Annotated in this window: 19 protein-coding genes, 1 tRNA gene, 1 riboswitch and 1 other annotated feature; of the genes, 12 read left to right on the top strand and 8 right to left on the bottom strand. The window is 44.1% G+C overall.

The annotated features are described in order from the left end of the window. Positions 1 to 59: 59 nt before the first annotated feature. Together M3152_RS05610 and M3152_RS05615 are read left to right on the top strand one after the other, a co-directional pair. A complete protein-coding gene (locus M3152_RS05610; protein ID WP_251694205.1) occupies positions 60 to 1,037 on the top strand; it encodes a rhodanese-related sulfurtransferase in 978 nt (325 codons plus the stop codon). A 168-nt stretch (positions 1,038 to 1,205) separates the two neighbouring features. Beyond that, positions 1,206 to 2,024 carry a DUF368 domain-containing protein gene (locus M3152_RS05615; RefSeq protein WP_251694206.1) on the top strand — a complete coding sequence of 273 codons (819 nt, stop codon included), beginning with the start codon at positions 1,206 to 1,208 and terminating at the stop codon, positions 2,022 to 2,024. On the opposite strand, the gene M3152_RS05620 is transcribed toward M3152_RS05615, so the two are convergent. The 3 genes from M3152_RS05620 to asd all read right to left on the bottom strand — a co-directional run bounded on the left by M3152_RS05620 (position 2,017) and on the right by asd (position 5,105). After that, a complete protein-coding gene (locus M3152_RS05620) occupies positions 2,017 to 2,355 on the bottom strand; it encodes a DUF5658 family protein (RefSeq protein WP_251694207.1) in 339 nt (112 codons plus the stop codon). The genes M3152_RS05615 and M3152_RS05620 overlap by 8 nt on opposite strands. A 277-nt stretch (positions 2,356 to 2,632) precedes the next feature. Beyond that, positions 2,633 to 4,132: a catalase gene (locus M3152_RS05625; protein ID WP_251694208.1), complete on the bottom strand. Its 1,500-nt coding sequence runs from the start codon at positions 4,130 to 4,132 to the stop codon at positions 2,633 to 2,635. 199 nt (positions 4,133 to 4,331) lie between these two features. Continuing rightward, on the bottom strand, positions 4,332 to 5,105 hold the full coding sequence (gene asd / locus M3152_RS05630) for an archaetidylserine decarboxylase (protein ID WP_251694209.1): 774 nt from the start codon (positions 5,103 to 5,105) through the stop codon (positions 4,332 to 4,334). Positions 5,106 to 5,169: 64 nt separating this feature from the next. Here asd and pssA point away from each other — a divergent pair, with 64 nt between their 5' ends. Next, complete coding sequence (gene pssA, locus M3152_RS05635) at positions 5,170 to 5,703, top strand: CDP-diacylglycerol--serine O-phosphatidyltransferase (protein ID WP_251694210.1); 534 nt, start codon at positions 5,170 to 5,172, stop codon at positions 5,701 to 5,703. Positions 5,704 to 6,128: 425 nt separating this feature from the next. Beyond that, a tRNA-Ser gene (locus M3152_RS05640) sits at positions 6,129 to 6,216 on the top strand. A gap of 601 nt (positions 6,217 to 6,817) precedes the next feature. On the opposite strand, the gene M3152_RS05645 is transcribed toward M3152_RS05640, so the two are convergent. Next, on the bottom strand, positions 6,818 to 7,954 hold the full coding sequence (locus tag M3152_RS05645; protein ID WP_251694211.1) for a restriction endonuclease: 1,137 nt from the start codon (positions 7,952 to 7,954) through the stop codon (positions 6,818 to 6,820). Positions 7,955 to 8,428: 474 nt separating this feature from the next. Between M3152_RS05645 and M3152_RS05650 the strand changes: the two genes are divergently transcribed. Then, positions 8,429 to 8,842, top strand: coding sequence for a hemerythrin domain-containing protein (locus M3152_RS05650; RefSeq protein WP_251694212.1), 414 nt, complete (start codon positions 8,429 to 8,431; stop codon positions 8,840 to 8,842). A 55-nt stretch (positions 8,843 to 8,897) separates the two neighbouring features. Further along, a complete protein-coding gene (gene recQ, locus M3152_RS05655; RefSeq protein ID WP_251694213.1) occupies positions 8,898 to 10,676 on the top strand; it encodes a DNA helicase RecQ in 1,779 nt (592 codons plus the stop codon). Positions 10,677 to 10,914: 238 nt separating this feature from the next. On the opposite strand, the gene M3152_RS05660 is transcribed toward recQ, so the two are convergent. From M3152_RS05660 to M3152_RS05670, 3 genes are all read right to left on the bottom strand, one after another. Then, on the bottom strand, positions 10,915 to 11,556 hold the full coding sequence (locus M3152_RS05660; RefSeq protein ID WP_251694214.1) for a queuosine precursor transporter: 642 nt from the start codon (positions 11,554 to 11,556) through the stop codon (positions 10,915 to 10,917). A gap of 15 nt (positions 11,557 to 11,571) precedes the next feature. Then, entirely contained in the window at positions 11,572 to 12,069 is a 498-nt protein-coding gene (gene queF, locus M3152_RS05665; protein WP_251694215.1) for a preQ(1) synthase, read from the bottom strand. A 90-nt stretch (positions 12,070 to 12,159) separates the two neighbouring features. Next, a riboswitch (PreQ1 riboswitch) is annotated at positions 12,160 to 12,203 on the bottom strand. A 35-nt stretch (positions 12,204 to 12,238) separates the two neighbouring features. Next, positions 12,239 to 13,396: an MFS transporter gene (locus M3152_RS05670; protein WP_251694216.1), complete on the bottom strand. Its 1,158-nt coding sequence runs from the start codon at positions 13,394 to 13,396 to the stop codon at positions 12,239 to 12,241. 145 nt (positions 13,397 to 13,541) lie between these two features. Between M3152_RS05670 and M3152_RS05675 the strand changes: the two genes are divergently transcribed. The 3 genes from M3152_RS05675 (at position 13,542) to argF (ending at position 16,903) form a co-directional block, all read left to right on the top strand. Next, positions 13,542 to 14,534: a diaminopimelate dehydrogenase gene (locus M3152_RS05675; RefSeq protein ID WP_251694217.1), complete on the top strand. Its 993-nt coding sequence runs from the start codon at positions 13,542 to 13,544 to the stop codon at positions 14,532 to 14,534. A gap of 76 nt (positions 14,535 to 14,610) precedes the next feature. Then, positions 14,611 to 15,699, top strand: a complete 1,089-nt coding sequence (locus M3152_RS05680) for a M42 family metallopeptidase (protein ID WP_251694218.1) — start codon at positions 14,611 to 14,613, stop codon at positions 15,697 to 15,699. Positions 15,700 to 15,937: 238 nt separating this feature from the next. After that, positions 15,938 to 16,903 (top strand): ornithine carbamoyltransferase, encoded by a 966-nt coding sequence (argF, locus tag M3152_RS05685; protein WP_251695254.1) that lies wholly within the window; start codon positions 15,938 to 15,940, stop codon positions 16,901 to 16,903. 56 nt (positions 16,904 to 16,959) lie between these two features. Here the strand turns inward: argF and sspI are convergent, their stop codons facing one another. Then, positions 16,960 to 17,175, bottom strand: coding sequence for a small acid-soluble spore protein SspI (sspI, locus tag M3152_RS05690; RefSeq protein WP_251694219.1), 216 nt, complete (start codon positions 17,173 to 17,175; stop codon positions 16,960 to 16,962). A 91-nt stretch (positions 17,176 to 17,266) separates the two neighbouring features. Between sspI and M3152_RS05695 the strand changes: the two genes are divergently transcribed. The 3 genes from M3152_RS05695 to pheT all read left to right on the top strand — a co-directional run bounded on the left by M3152_RS05695 (position 17,267) and on the right by pheT (position 21,815). Continuing rightward, on the top strand, positions 17,267 to 18,031 hold the full coding sequence (locus M3152_RS05695; protein WP_251694220.1) for a TrmH family RNA methyltransferase: 765 nt from the start codon (positions 17,267 to 17,269) through the stop codon (positions 18,029 to 18,031). Positions 18,032 to 18,086: 55 nt separating this feature from the next. Further along, positions 18,087 to 18,315: a binding site (T-box leader), on the top strand. A 38-nt stretch (positions 18,316 to 18,353) separates the two neighbouring features. After that, positions 18,354 to 19,391, top strand: a complete 1,038-nt coding sequence (gene pheS / locus M3152_RS05700; protein WP_251694221.1) for a phenylalanine--tRNA ligase subunit alpha — start codon at positions 18,354 to 18,356, stop codon at positions 19,389 to 19,391. Between the two features lie 12 nt (positions 19,392 to 19,403). Then, a complete protein-coding gene (gene pheT / locus M3152_RS05705) occupies positions 19,404 to 21,815 on the top strand; it encodes a phenylalanine--tRNA ligase subunit beta (RefSeq protein WP_251694222.1) in 2,412 nt (803 codons plus the stop codon). The last annotated feature ends 192 nt before the right edge of the window (positions 21,816 to 22,007 follow it).

A 22,007-nucleotide genomic window follows, 5' to 3' on the forward strand; every position in this document is an offset into this window, starting at 1 on the left:
TAAACCGATCAAGCTGTTATTTCTACTGCAAAGAAAACAAACAGAAGGTGGTCGAAGAAATGGAAACAGGAGCATATCGGGTATTGTTGTACTATAAATATGTACACATCGAAGACCCAGAAACATTTGTTGCCGAACATTTGGCTTTTTGTAAGGAATTAGGATTGAAAGGCCGTATTCTAATCGGTGAAGAAGGCATCAACGGTACATGTTCCGGAACGATTGAACAGACGGATGCTTACATGGAGAAGATGCATAACGATGAACGCTTCAAAGATCTTTGGTTCAAGATTGATGAAACAGATGGACATGCGTTCAAGAAGATGCACGTTCGCTATCGTCAGGAAATTGTAAACCTGAGCTTGGAGGAAGACATTAACCCATTGGAATTGACTGGCGAATATTTGAAGCCTGAAGAATTCTTGGAGCGGATGCAAGACGAAAACACGATTGTGTTGGATACGAGAAATGATTACGAGTATGATCTTGGTCATTTCAGAGGTGCTATTCGACCTGATGTTGAGACATTCCGTGACCTTCCGCAATGGGTCCAAGAAAACAGGGAAATGTTTGAAGGGAAGAAAGTTCTTGCGTACTGTACAGGCGGAATCAGATGTGAGAAGTTCACAGGCTGGATGAAGCGTGAAGGTTTCGAGGACGTTGCCCACCTGCAAGGTGGAATTGTCACTTACGGCAAAGATCCAGTAGCGAAAGGCCAGCTTTGGGACGGACAATGCTACGTATTCGACGAAAGGATTGCGGTTCCGATCAATCAAGTTGAACATGTCATCGTTGGTCGTGATCATTTTGACGGTACACCTTGCGAGAGATATGTGAACTGTGCAAACCCTGAGTGCAATGCAAAAATATTATGCTCTGAAGAAAACGAGCATTTCTATATGCGCAGCTGTTCGGACGAATGCCGAACACATCCGCGCAACCGCTATTTTGTCGAACAGAATTTGACGGTGGATGAATTTAACAATAGAATTGAAGCGATTGCAGCTAAAAGGAACGAAGCAACTGCTGCTATATAATACATTATTGACGCTTGGGTGTGGTATTGCGCCCGAGCGTTTTTAATTCAGATTAAATTCGGGTGATTTACGGAATAGTAAAAAACATTGGAATGGACTTTATATGGCTCACGGCAAACGGTAAATGGTATACTACTATCAGTGAAAAGATATTGGAGGAACTGCAGTATGGAATGGAAAAACATTTATCGCGGATTCCTGATGGGAATCAGCGACTTGATTCCGGGAGTGAGCGGGGGGACAATCGCGTTTATTCTTGGTATATATGATCGATTATTAGTTGCAATCAGCGGCTTTTTCAGTCGTGAGTGGAAAAAGCATATCGGCTTTTTACTACCGTTAGGCATTGGCGTCGGTTTGACATTGTTGCTCTTCAGCAGGGTCATCGACTTCTTGTTGAAAGAATACCCCCAACCTACGCAATTTTTCTTTTTGGGACTGATCATCGGTGTCGTGCCGTACATTTCAAGGCAGGCGGGTGTCAGGAAGAACTTTAAAATTGGCCATTTCATCCTCTTGCTACTCGTCGGTGCTGCTTTGGCTGCGACAGTATTCATCAAGCCGGCAGAAACGGGAATCATTACATCGTTAACCTTGCAGAACACGCTCGGTTTGTTTTTGGCAGGATGGGCAGGAAGCATGGCGATGCTGTTGCCGGGTGTGAGCGGTTCGTTTGTTTTACTGCTACTCGGTGTTTACTCGACGGCAATCAATGCGCTATCCACCTTTAACATTCCAATCATCATCGTTATCGGGGCTGGAGTCATTGTCGGCTTCATTATTAGCAGCAAGGCAATCCATTATTTATTAAATAAATTCACTCATGCCATGTTTGCAATCATTATTGGCTTGATCATTGGTTCAGTATTTGTCATTTATCCTGGCATCCCTGAAAGCGGGACGCCATTTGTAATGAGCGTCATTGCTCTCATCACCGGTTTGATTGTTGCAAATATATTCAATGCAATTAGCCCATCTGCTAAATGAATGCAGTGACGATAATGATCCAGGAAATGTGGATGAAGATAACGATTGTATAGATGATCAGTGCAACAATTAGTAGATTTTTTACTACTACTGAGGGTTTCATGTATTTCATAAATAGGAAGAGTATAATTGGAAGACTTGACTTCATCAAATAGAATGCAATGATATTTATATCGTACAGGGAACGGACTAATGGATTCGCTTCTTCAATATGACCGTAACGGATGCCGAAATCAGTAAAGATTGCATCAATCATGCATAGGCAAAATAAAAGAAAGCACGTATTCAATAACCTGTCCTTGGATGTTGGCATCGCCTTGACCGTGTCCATATGTATCACTCCTGACATAATTGGCGTATATCCCACACTAACTGGCTGTAAGATCCCCCACAAGCGGGGAATCAACAGCCAGTAAATGCCCGATTGGTTTAACTAACAATCAGTGGAAAAACCCACTGATTGAAGTTTCACTTTATCCCATAGGATATGGAGGGGTTGGCCGATTTATTCAATGGAGTGACAGAAGATTTTCCGGTCATATATAAATATTGATTTGCAGCAAGAAAAATGCCAACGATAGGAGAAATCCTTTCGTTGGCATTTTTTATTATTGATTGCTTGTAACTTCTTGTTTAACCAATACATCGTCCATTGATATGCCGAGTGCAGCGGCAACGCCTGCGCCATAAGCGGGATCTGCTTGGTAACAGTGGCGGATATGGCGGTATTTGATTTCATTTGGGGCGTCGCCAAGGTTGCGGGCGGTATTACCGAATAATAACTCCTTTTGTTCATCGTCCATCAAATTAAACAGCTTGCCAGGTTGCGTGAAGTAATCATCGTCATCCTGACGGAAATCCCAGTGCGCTGCATCGTCATAGATTTTAAGCGGCGGCTCTTTGAAATCAGGCTGTTCTCTCCATTCTCCGAAGCTGTTCGGTTCATAGGAAGTCCTGCTTCCATGGTTGCCATCCACTCGCATCGCGCCATCACGATGGAAACTATGGAATGGGCATTTTGGAGCGTTGACCGGGATCTGATGATGGTTAACGCCGAGGCGATAACGCTGGGCGTCACCATAAGAGAATAATCTTGCCTGCAACATTTTATCAGGTGAGAAGCCGATGCCGGGAACGATTGCAGCAGGTGTAAACGCGGCTTGCTCGACTTCTGCAAAGTAGTTATCCGGATTACGGTTCAATTCGAATTCGCCCACTTCGATAAGAGGGAAGTCGCCTTTATACCAGACTTTCGTCAAATCGAACGGGTTATAAGGCATGTTCAATGCCTGCTCTTCAGTCATCACTTGAATATACATCTTCCATTTAGGGAAGTTGCCGCTATCGATGCTTTCTAACAAATCCCGTTGGTGAGTTTCGCGGTCCGTGCCGATCAATTCAGTTGCCTGCTCGTCCGTCAAATTCTCAATCCCTTGCTGGGAACGGAAATGGAATTTCACCCATACACGCTCATTGTTTGCATTAATCATGCTGTACGTGTGACTGCCGAATCCGTGCATATGGCGATATGTCTTCGGAATTCCGCGTTCACTCATGACGATGGTTACTTGGTGCAGCGCTTCAGGAAGGGAAGTCCAGAAATCCCAGTTGTTTGTCGCACTTCTCATATTCGTGCGCGGATCCCTTTTAACGGCATGGTTCAAGTCAGGGAATTGAAGGGGGTCTCTAAAGAAGAAGACCGGTGTATTGTTTCCAACAAGATCCCAGTTACCTTCTTCCGTATAAAACTTAAGCGCGAATCCACGGATGTCACGCTCAGCATCAGCAGCTCCTCGTTCGCCTGCAACTGTTGAAAAACGGGCAAACATATCCGTCTTTTTGCCGACCTCAGAGAACAACTTCGCTCTTGTGTATTGAGAAATATCATTTGTCACCGTGAAAGTTCCGTAAGCACCGGATCCTTTTGCATGCATGCGTCGTTCAGGAATGACTTCACGGTCGAAATGCGCTAGTTTTTCAATCAACCAAACATCCTGCAAAAGTACAGGCCCACGAGGCCCCGCAGTCATCGAGTTTTGGTTGTCCACTACAGGTGCCCCAGCAGCGGTTGTCAGTTTCTTTTGAGAATGATTATCATTGCTTGTCATTGATAATGCCTCCTTGAATTTCTAATCTACTATACTTCTTTTTCAATATAGCATAGCCTATACATGAAATCCACAGTTAATTATAATGATTATTGATAAATACTTTTTATTGTGTAATTATGATTATACTTAACAGAATAAATCGAATGTGATGAATGTCGCAATGATAAATTATGAACAAATGTGATCATAAATCTCTTCACCATTCTCCGACGGATTGTCCCACCTTCACTTCGGAATTCACCGGAATCGTAGGTCGGAAGGAGCCGTTATTCTCTAAAAATAAAATGACAGTTGATCCAAATGAGAAGTAGCCGAACTCCTCGCCTTTTTTACAAGAAGTGGAGGAATCCAAAATATGAATGCTATTCACATTCAGAGCCCCCACTTTAATCATAGCCATCCTTCCATGAGTCGTCATAAGTTCTGAAATGATTCGGTAGTTTGTCGCAAAAGGCTGGTTGCCTAGCCGTAAACCAAGATCATTTACCGGGAAGGAAGTTGTTCCGAGAGCATATCTCGATAGAATTTCACCGTCGTATGGATAATGGAAATGATGATAATGGCTTGGGGAGAGATAAAAAACATAAAAGAATCCACCGTTAAATGGAAGTGCTCTCTTTTCATCTCCCAAAACTTGGTTTATACTATATAGATGGTTCTTTATCATAAATGTCTGATTCATACCGATCGTTCCAAATTCCGTGACAACACCGTCAACCGGGGAAGTCAGTATATTGGGGCGCTCGTCGATCGGCCGTGAACCCTTTTTCAAATTACGCGTAAAATAAGCTTGAAGGCTATCATAATGATCTATTGGAAATTCTGCTTCCTCTTCGTTAATATGGTATGTCTTCGCAAACGGTTTGATGAGTTTCCGACTTAGGCGTGAGCGGGCAATTGTTTTTAATAAAGTGGAAGATGCGGGATGTCCGCTCAATTCGACAAAGCGTTTAAATACTATTTTTTTCATTTCAACCGTCTCCTATGTTTTCAGATTAGTAGTTTGGCAAGATAACAATACTGGAGGTATCGTCATGTTTTTATCTAGATACTTAGATTATACGAAAATAAAAGGCCAAGTGGCGAATTCAATCACAATTACAAACTTAAGCTTTGGAATCATCGCAATCATTCTTATCGCCCGGGATCTTGGCCATATGAGCTTGGTGTTCATTTTCCTTGCAGCTCTTTTCGACCGTTTCGATGGAATGGCAGCACGGCACTTTCATTCTGAATCGATGTTTGGCAAAGAACTAGATTCATTAAGTGATATTGTATCATTCGGGGTAGCTCCTGCGCTTTTAATCTATATGACTGATTTATCCTCGATGCTTTGGGTAGGAATTGCAGCAACTGTCTTTTATATCGCCGCTGGAGCCATCCGTCTCGCTCGCTACAATGTAAAGGAATTTGATGGTTCCTTTTATGGACTGCCGATTACGGCAGCTGGTGTTTTGTTGACATTGACATACTTTCTCAGTCCATATATCGGACCTCCGTTTTTCGTTATAATCATGGTCGTACTTGGCTTGGCAATGGTGAGCAATGTTAGAATTGCAAAGGTTTAAACAGCAGAGACTTACGAGAATGGAGTTCGCTTAAAAGTCCATTTATAGTGGCGATCATTTGACAAAGTGTTGATTTGCGCTTCAGGTGGACGCTTTCCGGGGGGGCGAGCGGTAAGCCTCCTCGTTCGCTTCGCTACCTGCGGGGTCTCACCTGTCTCGCTAATCCCCCAGGAGTCGCCACCTTCCGCTCCAATCAACAGTCATACCTCGATTCAATAAAACACTAAAGAATTACCAGCTATAATTCAATAAGCCTATTATCAGTGAAATTGATATTGGGCTTATTCTAAGCTTTTATTCGGTCTCAATTAGATCGATAAAACCTGGAAAAGTCAGTGTTTATCGTCGTAAGGATATTGGTATTTTTGTCAAGTGTGAACTTTACAATCTTCTAAGTGGGGCGTATAATTTATGTTGTCTGAATTGGAGACGTACCCAAGAGGCTGAAGAGAGCTGACTCGAAATCAGCTACGGCGTTCACGCGCCGCGGGGGTTCAAATCCTCTCGTTTCCGTAATACGAAATCAATGGATTTCAATAAGTATCAAAACCCTTGTATTCAGTAGGGTTTTTCTTTTTGTCTATTTCATCAAATCGTATCTAATTGAAACCAACCGATGTTAAATCCGATGTTAGCATCGGGTAGAAAAATGTGATATGCTCATCGCGAATTTGCTGGAACTAACGAATCACAAGGACAAAGCGATTATTAAAACAGCGCATTGAAGGGCCAGCTAAAAAGTTCTTCACTTAGATAAAGCTATATACCCGACAGTACTACGTGCGCCACAACACTGTATTTAAAAAATGGATGGTCGCTTGGTCTGGGTGGAGTAGCTGTAGTAGATTTAGCTATGGCGGGAAAAAACTGAAGTGAGATTGGCGACATTAAAGATACTAACCAAAGGTAATCCCTAATATGAAAACTATTTGTGCTCTCGGTTAAATATATTTATTTCCGTACTCGATTTAAGGGTACTTTAGTGTTTTCCTCATAACGATTCAGTAATCCATGTAACCATGTGTCTGTATATCTAATTCTTGAAATATTTGATTGCTGCACTTGAGTAACTATATAAAGAAGAGTACATCACGTAATTGTGATGTACTCTTCTTTACTCACCTTCAAAGAATGTGAAATCAACTTCTTTAATTAATACCTTACGCTTGATAGTGACACCAACATTATAATCTAACATATATCTAGCTAATTTGTTACCATCAATCAAGATAACTTTCTTATAAGGAAGAACTTTAACATAGTCATTCGCACCTTGAGAAAAACTAGATGTAGTAATAAAGACACCCTTACTAGCACTTCTCCCTTCTAAAGCACCTACAAACGCCATTATATCGGGTCTGCCAACGGTGTTTATCCAACGTTTAGCTTGAACATAAATATTATCCAAACCAAGTTTATCTTCTTTTATTATTCCATCAAGACCCTCATCATTTGTACTTTGAGTTACTTCTCCATCCCCGTAACCCATTGCAGTTAATAGTTCCACAACTATGCTTTCAAACCTTTTCCAATGGACTTTCTGAAGTTCTGTAAGGATCTTATCTATCAAATACTTATCAAGTTCTACTAATTGCTCGTTAATTACTTTTATCGGATCTACCACTTGTTCTAATTCTTCTAGTTCTTCTTGAATCTCAATTTCACTTTCATTAAGCAAATCTAAACCATCTTTAGTAATTCGGTAGGTATGTTTTCCTACTTCTTCTATATATCCTTTTTTCTGTAATGAAAATCTCGTTGCCCTCATACGACTCACAAATACTGTTTCTTTGCTATCGGGATACGAAAAATTAATTTGTTCTTCTATCAATTTAAAATGATTTGCAACTCCCTCATTCAACTTAGTCGCAATGTATAAATCTTCATCTGACATTACCAATAATATTGGGATGACTAAATCTTTAGAAGAAGGCATTGTCGTTAAAACTTTACTCTCGATTATTGTTAGTCTATTCTTTTCTGAAATTATTCTGTTTATTTCAATCTCAGAACTTGGAACTCCTTGTTCTTCAAAAATATTTTCAATTTCATTTAAACTTAAATGTGCGTCATTTAATTTCTTAACCTTCTTTAAAAATTCATATGCTTCTTCATCGTAGTACTTATAAATTCCTGTTTCTTCAAAGGGTAGATATCTTTGGAACTTTTTAATCCACTGTCTTCCTTTTGATTCAGTCCAACCAAATCTTTTAGATAGCTCTGTTTGACTGATGGTTTTATTATTCGTCATAAATACACCCCCATAACTTTTATTTAATTCTATTGTAAATTATGGATATACGCCACTCAATTATGATGTGCGATAGGAAATACAACTCACGTGACTGTTGCAGTGATTGCATGTGTGATTAAGTTCCTGAAAGTGCATGGGCATATTATATTTATTAGGGGCATCCGTTGCTTGGAGTGCAGGCGCCGACTCCTGCGGGAATAGCATGAGCCTTGAGACCCCGGAAGGAGCACGCTTTTTGCGACTGAGGAGGCTCGAGCCATGCCCGCGGAAAGCGTGCGCCGAAACGGAGAGCAACTGCCTGTTGATATCAAAGTCCCTTAAATACATATAGAAAACGACTTAACTGCAGGTAAGCAAGCGTCAGCCTGAAGCGGAAATCCTGTTGGGACATATGTATAAGTATTTCAATTGGTGACTTGTACAAATGTCTGTTATTCTATAAGAAAGCATCTAATTGAAAGGATGAGTGACATGTCAGGACCGGCATTGAAACAACTCCAAGCTCACCGCTCCATCCATGAAGGCGGATTATCAGGAGCAGTCAGCAAGACCGAACTGCTAATAGAGTTTCTGCAGGAAGGCGATATGAAATCGGCTGATCGAGCAGCTGATGAACTGATCGATTATTGGAAGTCAAGGGTGATTAGCCACGCTGATGCCGAAGAAGAAGGGCTCTATCTGGAAATCAAAAAAGAGAATCCAGAATTGGAAGAGGCCATCACCCAATTGACGAGAGATCACGATCTGCTTAGGATTATCGTAAAAGATATCGAAATGCTTCGCGAAACAGAAAAACTCAGCCCTACAGTTTTACAGAAGTTTTATGCACTGCTAGTTGTCAATGAAATACATAGCCGCGATGAAGAACGGTTGTTGCTGGAGTAAGAAAGGTGAAAAAGCGCCGAAAATGGGTGCTTTTTTCTTTGATTGATAAAGAGAGGTGAGTCCAATCGAAAAAATTAATTCCGTCTTATCTACCTATTTTGGATTTTCTTCCTTCCGCACCGGGCAAGAAAAAGCCATCCGAAACGTGCTTGAAGGGAAAGACACACTATGCGTCATGCCTACAGGCGGCGGTAAATCCATCTGCTATCAAGTTCCTGCGCTAGTAATGGAGGGCACAGTACTTGTCGTATCCCCCTTAATTTCATTGATGAAAGACCAAGTGGATGCCTTGCATCAAATCGACATACCAGCAGCGTACATTAATAGTACATTATCAACGGAAGAATATTTCGGGACGGTTGAAAATGCACTAGGAGGAATGTATCGTCTGCTTTATGTAGCTCCTGAGCGATTTGAATCCCCTTCATTTATTCAGCAAATCGGTAAAATGGATATCCCGATGATCGCCATCGACGAGGCACACTGTATCTCGCAATGGGGACATGATTTCAGGCCGAGTTACCGGATGTTAAGCAAAGTCATATCTTCCTTCGAACAAAAACCGGTCGTTTTGGCTTTGACGGCTACTGCAACGCCTGCCGTCCGGGAAGATATTTGCGGCCAATTGCATATTGAACAGGAAAACACAGTAATGACTGGCTTTGAGAGAAGCAATCTCACCTTTTCTGTCATTAAAGGGCAGGACAGGGACAAGTTCGTCAAGGACTATGTTAAAAAGAACGATGGAGAGGCGGGTATTATTTATGCCGCCACCCGTAAAGCAGTTGACCAGATCCATGCCACGTTAGAACGAAGCGGAGTCGCTGTTGCAAAATATCATGCTGGACTCTCGGATGGTGTCCGGCAAGCGGAGCAGGACCGGTTCCTTATGGATGAGGCGACGATCATGGTTGCAACGAATGCATTTGGGATGGGAATAGATAAAAGTAACATCCGTTACGTAATCCATTACCAAATGCCGAAAAACATGGAAAGTTATTATCAGGAAGCAGGCCGTGCGGGAAGGGATGGACTGGATAGTGAGTGCACCGTTTTATTCTCTTCGCAGGACGTAATCACGCAACGGTTCCTCATTGACCAATCGCAGGATCAAAATCGAATTCCCGCCGAGCTTGAGAAGCTGCAGTCGATGATCGACTACTGCCATACTGAATCATGCCTTCAAAAGTTCATCATTTCATATTTCGGGGAGACGGACGTGCAGGATTGCGGCCGTTGCGCAAACTGTACAGACACCCGCGAGAGCTTTGAAGTGACGGTTGATGTGCAGAAGGTACTATCCTGCGTCATACGAATGGGGCAGCGATTCGGAAAAACGATGATTGCTCAAGTTCTGACAGGTTCACGAAATAAAAAAGTGTTGGAGTTCGGGTTTGATAAATTAACTACATATGGTTTGATGAAAGAAAGGAATGCGAAAGACATTTCCGATTTTATCGAATTCATCATCTCCGAAAATTATCTCGGTGTGGAAAACGGTCAGTTCCCGATTATCTATGTCACTGAACAAGGCAAGGATGTATTGACTGGTAAAATCAAAGTGTTTAGAAAAGGAACCGTCGAAACGAAGCAGATAGCGAAAGATGATCCTTTATTCAACCAGTTGCGTGCACTTCGCATGAAGCTTGCTCAAGAAGCAGGAGTACCTCCGTTCGTCGTCTTTTCGGATAAGTCATTGCGTGACATGGCGGCAAAAATGCCGGTTACGGAAGAAGAATTTTTGGAAGTGAACGGCGTCGGGGCGGCGAAGCTGGAAAGATACGGCGAAGCATTCATGGAAGAAATAAAATCATTCGCTTCACAAACTAGTTAACTAAATACAAAACAGGTGAAGGATCGCAAAAATGCGATTTCCTTCACCTGTTTTTTATACATTTACATTTGGAACTTCTCGTTTATCCCCATAAAGTTCTCATTATTCCACAGAGAGTTCTCGTTACAGATCATTATGTTCTCATTACTCCATGGAAAGTTCTCATTCTAAGTCAAAAAGTTCTCGTTTAGGGCTATGAAGTTCTCATTTATCTTTGAAAAGTTCTCGTTTATGGCGATCAGTTCTGTAATGATATCTCTTCGCTCATAATTTCAGGTTCCTTTTTTCTACATACAGACACGAGCAAATAGACGATCGGCGTATCCAAAACGGCGATGATGAATTTGAAGACATATTGGCTAGCGATCATTCCTAACAAAGCACCTATCGGCATCGTTCCCGCAAAAGCGATTGTTATGAAAATCGTCGTATCGACGAGTTGGCTTGCCATCGTTGACACATTGTTCCGCACCCATAACTTTTTCGCACCATGCCTTCTTTTCAATCTATCGAATATGGTGACATCCAGGTTCTGACTGATGAGGTACGCAGCCAAGCTTGCGATTGTCACGCGGAAGCCCGCTGTGAAAATCGTTTCGAATGCTTCCTGATGTTCATAGAAAGAGGCTGCCGGCAAATGGATTGCTAGCCAAATGAAGCCGATTGCGAAAAGCTGTGCGATGAAGCCAGTCTGAACCGTCTTTCTTGCAGCTTCTTTTCCATAGGCTTCCGTCAATACATCCAAAATTGGATACGTGCAAACGTAGATGATGGCTGCTGCCGGTATTACGATCCAATCGCCGATGCTCATCAACTTGACCGCCACGATATTCGATAAAATTAACAGGCCGACAAAAATCCCGCTTAAATAATAACGCATTTCATTGTTTCCCCCTCAACGGTTATCGATCTTTTCGGGATACATGTCATGGTTCATCATTCGATGTTCCGCCATTTTTTCGTATTTCGTACCAGGCTTTCCGTAATTGCAATAAGGATCGATGGAAAGTCCGCCACGCGGAGTGAACTTGCCCCATACTTCAATATAGCGTGGATCAATCAGCTTAATTAGATCATTCATGATGATGTTGACGCAGTCCTCGTGGAAGTCTCCGTGATTGCGGAAACTGAACAAATACAATTTCAATGATTTACTTTCGACCAATTTTTTATCCGGCACGAAACTGATATACATTGTTGCGAAGTCCGGCTGTCCTGTCATCGGACAAAGTGATGTGAATTCGGGGCAGTTGAATTTGACGAAGAAATCCCGTTCCGTGTGCATATTATCGACGGATTCCAAAATAGTAGGGTCATACTCATAGGCGTACTTTGTATTTTGATTCCCTAGCAAAGTTAAATCCGTTAATGTGTTTTCATCTCTTCCAGCCAATTAAAAAACCTCCATGATTATAGTTGTCAGGGAGGGGCCATAGAGAACAAAAAAAGCCATGTCACGTAAATGGACATGGCAAAATTTCCGTCATCCATAGTTTTTTATAGAGGGTCGCTATGAACCTCTCCCGAACAGGGTTATTCATTTCGTGTAAGACTTTAACCTATCAAGGCCCCTCTGTCAATAGTAGACTCTTTTTCATTCCGAGGATCGTATAAACGGCGACGCTTATTAGGATGATGCCAGTGAGCATGAACCCACCCTTGAATGTCAAATCCAAATAGCCGATGAGACTTGAGCCTGCGACGACCCCGATGGAAAAGAATGCGTAGAAATAGCCGTAAGCCTTTCCGCGGAATTCCGGTGATGAAGAATCGATGAGCAAAGAATTAATGGAAGGGAATAGAAATGCAAAACCTATTCCATACAATGCCATTGCCAAATACAGGAGCTGCAACTCTGAAACTTGACTAAGGAAAAGCATACTTGCCCCCATCATCGAGATGCCGAAAGCCAATGTGATCATCGGACGTACTTTATCGAAAATACGGTTGATCGGCAGCAGGAATATCAGGATGGCGACGACGCCGAACGTGCTGAGCAGCATGCCCGTCGCTTTTGTGTCAAATCCGAGCGCCTCGACTTTCAAAGGCAAGACTAAAGCCAACACACCTTGTGAGAACATAAGGAAAAACGCGCCTGCGAAAGCACGGACCATGCCGGGATGCTTGAACAAATACCGGACTCTGAAATGCTTTGCTTCTTTTGTTCTTTGCTTTTTTTCAAATGAAACAGATCGTAAAACAAAAAATGCGGCGATCGCAAGGATGAACATAATGACGCCGTTAACTGTCATAATGAATGGAGCACCCGTTTTTGAAGCGACAATGCCGCTATAAGCAGGACCAATGATTGCCGCCATTCCTACAAAGGCGCCTGAAATGGCTACACTTCGGCCTCGCTTTGATTCTTCGGCACGATTGGCGAGGAATGTAAAGGCAGCAGGGACAATTAGCCCTTCCATGAAGCCATGGACGAAGCGAATCCCGAGAAGGGAAGCAGGTCCTATTGCGAAGGAATAAAGAAGCAGAGAAATACCTGATGCAAATAATCCGATAAGCAGAATAGCGAACGGTCCTCTACGGTCCGTCATGAATCCGGAAATGACATTCCCGATGGTATTGGAAAATGAATACATTCCGACAGCCAACCCCGTCATGAACGATGAAGCACCTAAGGACAAAGCAAAAGGGCTCATGATAGGAAGTTGTGAAAATAAATCAAAGAAGGAAAAAAAGACGATTATATAAACGAAAGCACGCATTTGGAATCCTCATTTCATAAAATTGACTCATATTCTACTTTACCATGGATGCCGGATTAGGCAAAAGGACAGCTTGTGAACAAAAGAATAATTAGCCAAAATTGTGGCGAAACGATAAAATGAGAGAATACTTGCAAAGAGAGGGATGGTCATAGTGGACACGAAAATCAGAATTGGCATCGCTGGATACGGAAATTTGGGCAAAGGGGTCGAGTCGGCAATTGCTCAAAACGATGATCTGGAGCTCGTTGGCGTATTCACCCGTAGAGAACCGGGAGACTTGAGAGTGAATAGCGGTGCACCTGTTTTGCGTTTGAATGAAATCGAAGAACATGTGGATGATATTGACGTACTGATCTTATGCGGGGGTTCGAAAGATGATCTTCCTGAACAAGGACCTGCGCTTTCGAGGCTGTTCAATACAGTAGACAGCTTTGATACGCATGCTAAGATTCCCGTATACTTTGAAGCGGTAGATGAATCGGCTAGACCGAATGGTAAAACGGCTATCATTTCCGTAGGATGGGATCCAGGACTATTTTCGATCAACAGGCTTTACGGAGAATCGATTCTTCCTGAGGGTGCAACCTATACGTTCTGGGGGAAAGGGTTGAGCCAAGGACATTCGGATGCTGTCAGAAGGATCGAGGGGGTCAAAGGGGCAGTCCAATATACGATTCCTGTTGAATCGGCAGTCGAACAGGTGCGCAACGGATCACAGCCGGAACTGACGACGCGCGACAAGCATACACGTGAATGCTATGTTGTATTGGAAGAAGGTGCCGACGCAGCCGAGGTAGAGCAAGCGATCGTGACGATGCCCAATTACTTTACAGATTATGATACGACAGTCCATTTCATTACTGAGCAGCAATTGAGAGAAGACCATAGCGCAATGCCTCACGGCGGTTTTGTCATCCGTAGCGGGAAAACCGGCGCTACGAACAATCAGGTTATGGAATTTTCATTGAAATTGGACAGCAATCCGGAATTCACATCCAGCGTACTAGTCGCTTATGCGAGGGCGGCTTACAGGTTGAATAAAAAAGGGGATATAGGCGCAAAAACCGTGTTTGACGTCGCCCCTGGACTGCTTTCTCCGAAGAGTGCAGCACAGCTTCGCAAAGAAATATTGTGATTGTGAAAGCACTTCCATTGTTGCTATCTTTCATCTATACTGAATTTGAAGTTTTTTACTTAGGAGGTCGAAATAAATGTCGAAGATGGATGATACGTTACTCATGCTGAAAGACTTGACGGACGCGAAGGGGATTCCCGGCAATGAACGTGAACCGCGTGAAGTCATGAAGAAATATATCGAGCCATACGCTGATGAAATTGAATACGATGGACTCGGATCTTTGATTGCCAAAAAAAGTGGCGATGCAAATGGACCGAAAGTGATGGTGGCAGGCCACTTGGATGAAGTCGGCTTCATGGTGACGAAAATTGACGATAAAGGATTCATTTCCTTCCAGCCGGTCGGCGGATGGTGGTCGCAAGTCATGCTTGCCCAACGAGTGACGATCGTTACGCGTAAAGGGGACACTTTGACGGGCATCATCGGATCGAAGCCTCCTCATATCCTATCTGCGGAAGCCCGGAAAAAGCCGGTGGACATTAAAGACATGTTCATCGATATCGGAGCTGAATCGAAGAAGGAAGCGATGGAATGGGGCGTTCTGCCCGGTGATATGATCGTTCCGTATTTCGAATTCACGGTCATGAACAATGATAAATACTTGCTTGCGAAAGCATGGGATAACCGCATTGGCTGTGCAATCGCAATTGACGTCCTGAAAGCGCTAAAAGGTGAAAATCACCCGAATATCGTATTCGGCGTTGGTGCGGTGCAAGAGGAAATCGGCTTGCGCGGTGCAAAAACGGCTGCTGCAAAAGTGAATCCGGATATCGGCTTTGCAGTTGACGTAGGCGTTGCGGGAGATACGCCAGGCGTCACTTCAAAGGAATCGACAAGCAAAATGGGCGACGGGCCTCAAATCCTTCTCTATGATGCATCGATGGTTTCCCATAAAGGTTTGCGTGATCTTGTCGTCGATACGGCAGAAGAACACGGCATCCCATACCAATTCGAGGCGATTCCGGGCGGAGGAACAGATGCAGGTTCAATCCATGTAAGCGGGAACGGCGTGCCGTCTCTTGCCATTTGCGTCGCAACTCGCTATATCCATTCCCATGCAGCAATGCTGCACCGGGATGATTACGAAAATGCGGTGAAATTGATTGTGGAAGTAATCAAGAAGCTCGACCTTGACACAGTTGATCAAATCATTTTTCAATAAGGACTGATAGGAAAGATCGTGCCTGCTAGAGGTGCGATCTTTTTTATACATATATATGTGAATAAATGCATATTGGTAAATTCTTATCTAATGAATAAAAAACCATTAGTAAAGCATACTTCTGACTAACTAAGTATTTCTAGATTGCTCATAATAATTCATTTGACTTTATAAATATACGTACATATAATGAAACATACAAACCATATTCAGGATGGAGATGATCATTTTGGTGAAAATGCATATATCGACATTAAAAACTGCGAAAAAAATTGAAGGTCAGCTAAAAGGCCGTGATTTGTTGACGTTATTGGACTATACGAGTGAAGAAATCGATTATTTATTGCAAAAAGCGTTGGTGATGAAGAAAGAAGTAATTGCAGGAAAAATTCCCCCCATACTGCAAGGGAAGACACTCGGCATGATTTTTGAAAAACATTCCACACGTACAAGGATTTCATTCGAAGTCGGCATGGTACAGCTTGGCGGCCATGCGATGTATATGAATGCGAATGATCTTCAAATCGGACGCGGAGAATCGGTGCATGATACCGGAAAAGTATTGTCGGGGTACTTGGACGCTGTCATGATTCGAGCAAACTCGCATGAAATGGTGGAAGAGCTAGCGAAGCATTCATCAATCCCCGTTATCAATGGACTGACGGATATGTATCATCCATGCCAAGCGCTTGCGGATTTATTGACGATGATCGAAGTGAAAGGGTCTATTGCCGGCAAGAAACTCGCTTATGTAGGCGACGGAAATAATGTTGCCCATTCGTTGGTCATTGGGGCGGCGAGTATGGGGATGCATGTAGCGGTCGCAACGCCTAAAGGGTATGAGTTCAATTCCGACCTTTATGTGGAAGCTGAAAAAATTGCTGCGGCGAATGGCGGATCCGTCTTACAGACAAACAATCCTATTGAAGCGGTGAGAAACGCAGATGTCGTCTATACGGACGTCTGGGCGAGCATGGGGCAGGAGGAAGAGGCTGCTGCGCGACTTGAAGCATTCAAAGGGTTCCAGATAAACGATCAGCTTGTTGCAAATGCAAAGAAAGACTATATGTTTTTACATTGCTTGCCGGCCCACCGTGAAGAAGAGGTTGCGACTTCCGTAATTGACGGTCCGAATTCGTATGTTTTTCAGCAGGCGGAGAACAGATTGCATGCACAAAAAGCTGTATTGGCGGCTTTACTGTAGGGAATTATGTTCAAAGAACGGTAAAAGCCACTCAGATGAGTGGCTTTTACCGTTCTTTATGATCCTGCAGAGAACGCCTGGGCAAGTTCACCGCTGATTTTCGACTTTTCCTGTTCATCGGCATTGACCCACAGCTTTTCAAAAAATACTCCTAGACCTGGTAATAAATGTTCTTCGCCTCGCTGTAATGCATCCTCAACAACGCTTCGAATATCGGTCGCCGAGTTATTCGACATATTAGCGGCGATGGCGTCACGAATTTGAAAATTCATCTTATCATCCTCCTGCCATCATTTTGTACACATTGATCGCCAACTATACGGACATTTGTTACACTAGAAGAAAAAGGATGTCGCACAATACATGAAAAGAATCGAATCAACGCAAAATGCGCTCGTAAAACATTGGAAAAAGCTTGTAACGTCTAAGAAGGATCGCGATAAATCTGAAGAATTCCTCGTTGAAGGCTTCCATCTCGTCGAAGAGGCTATGAAGAAGGAAGGGACAATCCTTCATTTAATTGTTAGGGAGGATTTGGAACTTCCTGCTAGTTGGAAAACCGATAATCTACAACTTATCCAAGTAACAAAGGCGGTTGCAAAAGAACTGGTAGAGACAGAGCAGTCACAAGGAATATTTGCTCATTGCCGTCAGCCGGAACATTCAGGTGAGGAAGCTGACAGCTGGAAGAAGCTTTTATTCATCGATGCTGTACAGGATCCGGGAAATATCGGAACAATGATCCGGACTGCGGATGCTGCTGGAATGGATGCAGTTATCCTCGGGAAAGGTTCAGCGGATCCATTCAATCCTAAAACAGTGCGTTCCGCTCAAGGATCTCATTTCCATATCCCTGTCGTGAAAGGGGAGCTCGGTGAATGGATTGACCGGGCAAAGTCGTCCGGCATCAAAGTCATCGGAACGGGTTTGCACAATGCCGTCGATCATTTCACTGTAAGTCCGTTGAGTGAATTTGCGCTAATCGTTGGAAATGAAGGAAGTGGAGTTGCCGCCGAATACTTATCGAAAGCCGATGACATCGTGAAGATTCCATTGTACGGAAAAGCGGAATCATTGAATGTCGCCATTGCTGCGGGCATCCTGCTTTATACGTACGGTAAGCAATGAGATCTATGTTGATGAACAAAACGAAATCGGGTATAGTAAAGTTGTATATAATTTTCTAATGGCTATGACCGGGAAAAGTAAACAGTATGAAACCGACAGGAAATCGGCGCCTTGACTGAGAGCGCGGATAGGCGAAACACTGTTGAAGTTCACCCCGCGAGCTGCCGCTTGGACCAGTGCAAACTGTAAAGGCGTGCCGGTAGAGGGCCGTTATTCCAAATGAAGTGATTATGCGTTCTGCATAATAATCAGGGTGGTACCGCGAACTCGTCCTCGTCCCTTTTTTGGGGCGGGGTTTTTTTATTTTGAAAGGAGAATGACAATGGAACAGCAACTGCAGCAATTGAAAGAAGAAGCGTTGACGAAAATCCAGGAAGCATCGTCCGTCAAGGAATTAAATGACGTCCGTGTCGCTTACCTCGGCAAGAAAGGTCCCATTACCGATTTGTTGAAAGGGATGGGGAAACTGCCAGCTGAAGAACGTCCTAAGATGGGGGCGCTCGTCAACGTCGTCCGTGAAGCGGTGACGGAATCACTGGAAGCGAAAATGACGAAACTGGAAGAAGAAGCGATCAATGCGCAATTGGAAAAAGAAGCGATCGACGTCACTTTGCCTGGCCGTCCGGCACCAACAGGCAATCATCATCCACTGACACGCGTAGTTGAAGAAATAGAAGACTTCTTCATCAGCATGGGCTATGAAATCGCAGAAGGCCCTGAAGTGGAAAAGGATTATTACAACTTTGAAGCGCTCAATTTGCCGAAAGGGCATCCGGCGCGTGATATGCAGGATTCCTTCTATATTTCCGAGGAAATTCTTCTTCGAACACATACATCGCCGGTACAAGCAAGAACGATGGAGGCGAAAGGCGGAAGTTCCATCAAAATCATCTGCCCGGGCAAAGTGTATCGCCGGGATAGCGACGATGCAACGCATTCCCACCAATTCACGCAAATCGAAGGACTCGTTGTAGGAGAAGATATTCGTATGAGCGACTTGAAAGGGACGCTCGACCTGTTCGCAAAGAAAATGTTCGGTGCAGATCGTGAAATCCGTTTGCGTCCAAGCTTCTTCCCTTTCACTGAACCATCCGTTGAAATGGACATTTCCTGCTTCAAATGCGGAGGGGACGGCTGTAATGTTTGTAAGAAGACGGGATGGATCGAAATTTTAGGTGCAGGAATGGTGCATCCGAATGTACTGAAAATGGCGGGCTACGACCCTGCAGTCGTAACAGGATTCGCATTCGGTATGGGACCTGAGCGGATTGCGATGCTGAAATATGGTGTGGAAGATATCCGTCATTTCTATACGAATGACGTACGTTTCATATCACAATTCCATCGGACGGAAGCTTAAGGAGGAGATAAAATGTTAGTATCAACGAAATGGCTAAATGAGTACGTCAATATAAACGGAATCAATCCTGCAGATTTAGCAGAAAGAATTACACGTTCCGGCATCGAGGTGGATTCCATCATCGATCGTTCGCATGGGATGACCAATGTCGTTGTTGGACATGTGGTGGAGTGCGTGAAGCATCCCGAAGCGGATAAATTGAACATCTGCCAAGTGGATGTTGGTGAAGAGATTACACAAATCATTTGTGGAGCGCCGAATGTCGCGCAAGGACAAAAAGTGATTGTTGCGCGGCCCGGAGCGGTTCTTCCAGGAGATTTTAAGATTAAAAAAGCGAAACTGCGCGGTGAAGAATCGAATGGCATGATCTGTTCTTTGCAAGAACTTGGAATCGAAGGGAAACTTGTTCCAAAAGCTTACGCGGAAGGCATTTATGTGTTGCCTGAAGACGCGGTTCCGGGTGAAAATGCTCTTCCATTGCTTGGCTTGGACGATACAGTGCTCGAATTCGACTTGACTCCGAACCGCTCAGATGCGCTAAGCATGCTAGGTGTCGCTTATGAAGTCAGCGCGATTTTATCCCAAGGGATTGCACTTCCGAAAATCGATTATCCTACGGCAGCGGAAAAAGCGGAAGATTTACTGAAGCTCCGTGTAGATGCAACCGTCGACAATCCGATGTACGTAGCAAAAGTCGTGAAGAATATCAAAGTGGCGGAATCTCCATTATGGCTCCAAAATGCGTTGATGGCTTCAGGCATCCGTCCTCATAATAATGTTGTGGATATTACTAATTATGTCTTAATGGAGTATGGTCAGCCATTGCATGCATTCGATTACGACCGTCTTGAGACGGGTGAAATCGTTGTTCGTCATGCAGAAGCGGACGAAGTGATGACGACATTGGATGATGTTGAACGGAAATTGAACCCTCAAAACCTTGTCATTACGAATGGAAAAGAGCCTGTAGCTCTAGCAGGCGTCATGGGGGGAGCGAATTCGGAGGTTCATGACGGAACAACAACTGTTGTCATTGAATCCGCTTATTTCGCACCTTCATCAGTTCGACGCACTTCAAAAGAAGTCGGACTTCGAAGCGATGCTAGCACACGTTTCGAAAAAGGCGTTGATCCAAACCGGGTTGAGGAAGCGGCAGAACGTGCAGCGCAGCTAATGGCAGAGCTGGCAGGCGGGGAAGTCCTCGCAGGATCGGTCATCTTTGATGAACTTGATAAAACGGCAGAACGCATTACAGTTTCACCGGATTACATTAATAGCCGCCTCGGCATGAAGATATCGATGGATGAAATGCTGACCATTTTGGAACGTCTACGTATTCCTACGCAGGCAATCAATGGCCAGCTGGTTATCGATGCGCCGACACGCAGGCAGGATTTGAAGATCAGGGAAGATATTATCGAGGAAATTGCACGTATGCACGGATACGATGAAATTCCGAAAACACTCCCTGTATTCGAATCGACGCCGGGCGGATTGACGCCATACCAAGCGAAGCGTCGGATTGTCCGTCAGTTCCTTGAAGGGGCGGGACTTTATCAGGCAGTCACGTATTCATTGACATCGAAGGAGCAGGCGCAAGCGTTTGCTTTGGAGACGGCTCCAGTAACGGAATTGCTAATGCCGATGAGCGAAGACCGGAGCGTGCTTCGTCAAAGTCTGATTCCACATCTATTGGAGGCGGCAACGTATAACGTTGCACGTCGCATGGATTCAGTTGCACTTTACGAAACAGGCTCTGTCTTCCTCGGGGAAGAAGAGGATGGACTTCCTCGCGAAGTGGAGCATGTGTCAGCGGTAGTGACAGGCAAATGGGTGAACCATGATTGGCAAGCAGAGACGAAGAAAGTTGATTTTTATGTAGTCAAAGGGATTGTAGAAGGCATGATGGACCTTCTAGGCTTGTTGGATGGCCTGTCGTTTGAAAAGGAAGTAGTAGATGGCATGCATCCGGGACGGACGGCTGCAGTTCTATTGCACGGGGAACGAATTGGCCTAATTGGTCAAATCCATCCAACCGAGCAGAAGAAGCGTGATTTGAAAGAGACGTATGTAATGGAGTTAAATCTCGAAAGAATCCTATCTGCCGAAACGGATGAGCTTTTATATGTTCCGGTTCCACGTTACCCATCCATTTCACGGGATATTGCACTCGTTGTCGCGAGCGAAACTTCCGCAGGCATGCTGGAAGCAATCATCAGACAGGCGGGCGGCAAGCTGTTGAAAGATGTGAAGCTGTTCGATTTGTATGAAGGGGATAAAGTTGAGGAAGGCAAGAAATCACTTGCGTTCTCAATGACTTATTTTGACCCGGAACGAACATTGACGGACGAAGAAGTCGTCAAGGCGCATGAAAAGGTATTGAAAGCATTAACAGAGGAAGCAGACGCGCAGCTTCGCGGATAAAACGAAAGACCGCTTATGGGGAATGTATCTCCATAAGCGGTCTTTTTTCTGTTAATGAAGGTCAGAGTCCAAAGCACGCCGTCTCGCGCTCAAAGAGACGGCTTCCGCGCTCAAAGATGCGAGTTTCGCGCTCAAAGAGAAGGCTTACGCGCTCAAAGAGGCGTCTTACGCGCTCAAAGATGCCTCTTCCGC

This window comes from Sporosarcina luteola (genome assembly GCF_023715245.1).
GTDB classification, from domain to species: domain Bacteria; phylum Bacillota; class Bacilli; order Bacillales_A; family Planococcaceae; genus Sporosarcina; species Sporosarcina luteola_C.

What these genes read in the sequence shown, in the direction of transcription:
- M3152_RS05645 (WP_251694211.1), bottom strand. Translation starts at nt 7,954, where the DNA reads ATGACGAATAATAAAACCATCAGTCAAACAGAGCTATCTAAAAGATTT.
- M3152_RS05675 (WP_251694217.1), top strand. Translation starts at nt 13,542, where the DNA reads ATGGTCATAGTGGACACGAAAATCAGAATTGGCATCGCTGGATACGGA.
- pheT (WP_251694222.1), top strand. Translation starts at nt 19,404, where the DNA reads ATGTTAGTATCAACGAAATGGCTAAATGAGTACGTCAATATAAACGGA.
- M3152_RS05615 (WP_251694206.1), top strand. Translation starts at nt 1,206, where the DNA reads ATGGAATGGAAAAACATTTATCGCGGATTCCTGATGGGAATCAGCGAC.
- pheS (WP_251694221.1), top strand. Translation starts at nt 18,354, where the DNA reads ATGGAACAGCAACTGCAGCAATTGAAAGAAGAAGCGTTGACGAAAATC.
- argF (WP_251695254.1), top strand. Translation starts at nt 15,938, where the DNA reads ATGCATATATCGACATTAAAAACTGCGAAAAAAATTGAAGGTCAGCTA.
- M3152_RS05650 (WP_251694212.1), top strand. Translation starts at nt 8,429, where the DNA reads ATGTCAGGACCGGCATTGAAACAACTCCAAGCTCACCGCTCCATCCAT.
- M3152_RS05695 (WP_251694220.1), top strand. Translation starts at nt 17,267, where the DNA reads ATGAAAAGAATCGAATCAACGCAAAATGCGCTCGTAAAACATTGGAAA.
- asd (WP_251694209.1), bottom strand. Translation starts at nt 5,105, where the DNA reads ATGAAAAAAATAGTATTTAAACGCTTTGTCGAATTGAGCGGACATCCC.
- M3152_RS05670 (WP_251694216.1), bottom strand. Translation starts at nt 13,396, where the DNA reads ATGCGTGCTTTCGTTTATATAATCGTCTTTTTTTCCTTCTTTGATTTA.
- pssA (WP_251694210.1), top strand. Translation starts at nt 5,170, where the DNA reads ATGTTTTTATCTAGATACTTAGATTATACGAAAATAAAAGGCCAAGTG.
- sspI (WP_251694219.1), bottom strand. Translation starts at nt 17,175, where the DNA reads ATGAATTTTCAAATTCGTGACGCCATCGCCGCTAATATGTCGAATAAC.
- M3152_RS05625 (WP_251694208.1), bottom strand. Translation starts at nt 4,132, where the DNA reads ATGACAAGCAATGATAATCATTCTCAAAAGAAACTGACAACCGCTGCT.
- M3152_RS05660 (WP_251694214.1), bottom strand. Translation starts at nt 11,556, where the DNA reads ATGCGTTATTATTTAAGCGGGATTTTTGTCGGCCTGTTAATTTTATCG.
- M3152_RS05620 (WP_251694207.1), bottom strand. Translation starts at nt 2,355, where the DNA reads ATGGACACGGTCAAGGCGATGCCAACATCCAAGGACAGGTTATTGAAT.
- M3152_RS05680 (WP_251694218.1), top strand. Translation starts at nt 14,611, where the DNA reads ATGTCGAAGATGGATGATACGTTACTCATGCTGAAAGACTTGACGGAC.
- M3152_RS05610 (WP_251694205.1), top strand. Translation starts at nt 60, where the DNA reads ATGGAAACAGGAGCATATCGGGTATTGTTGTACTATAAATATGTACAC.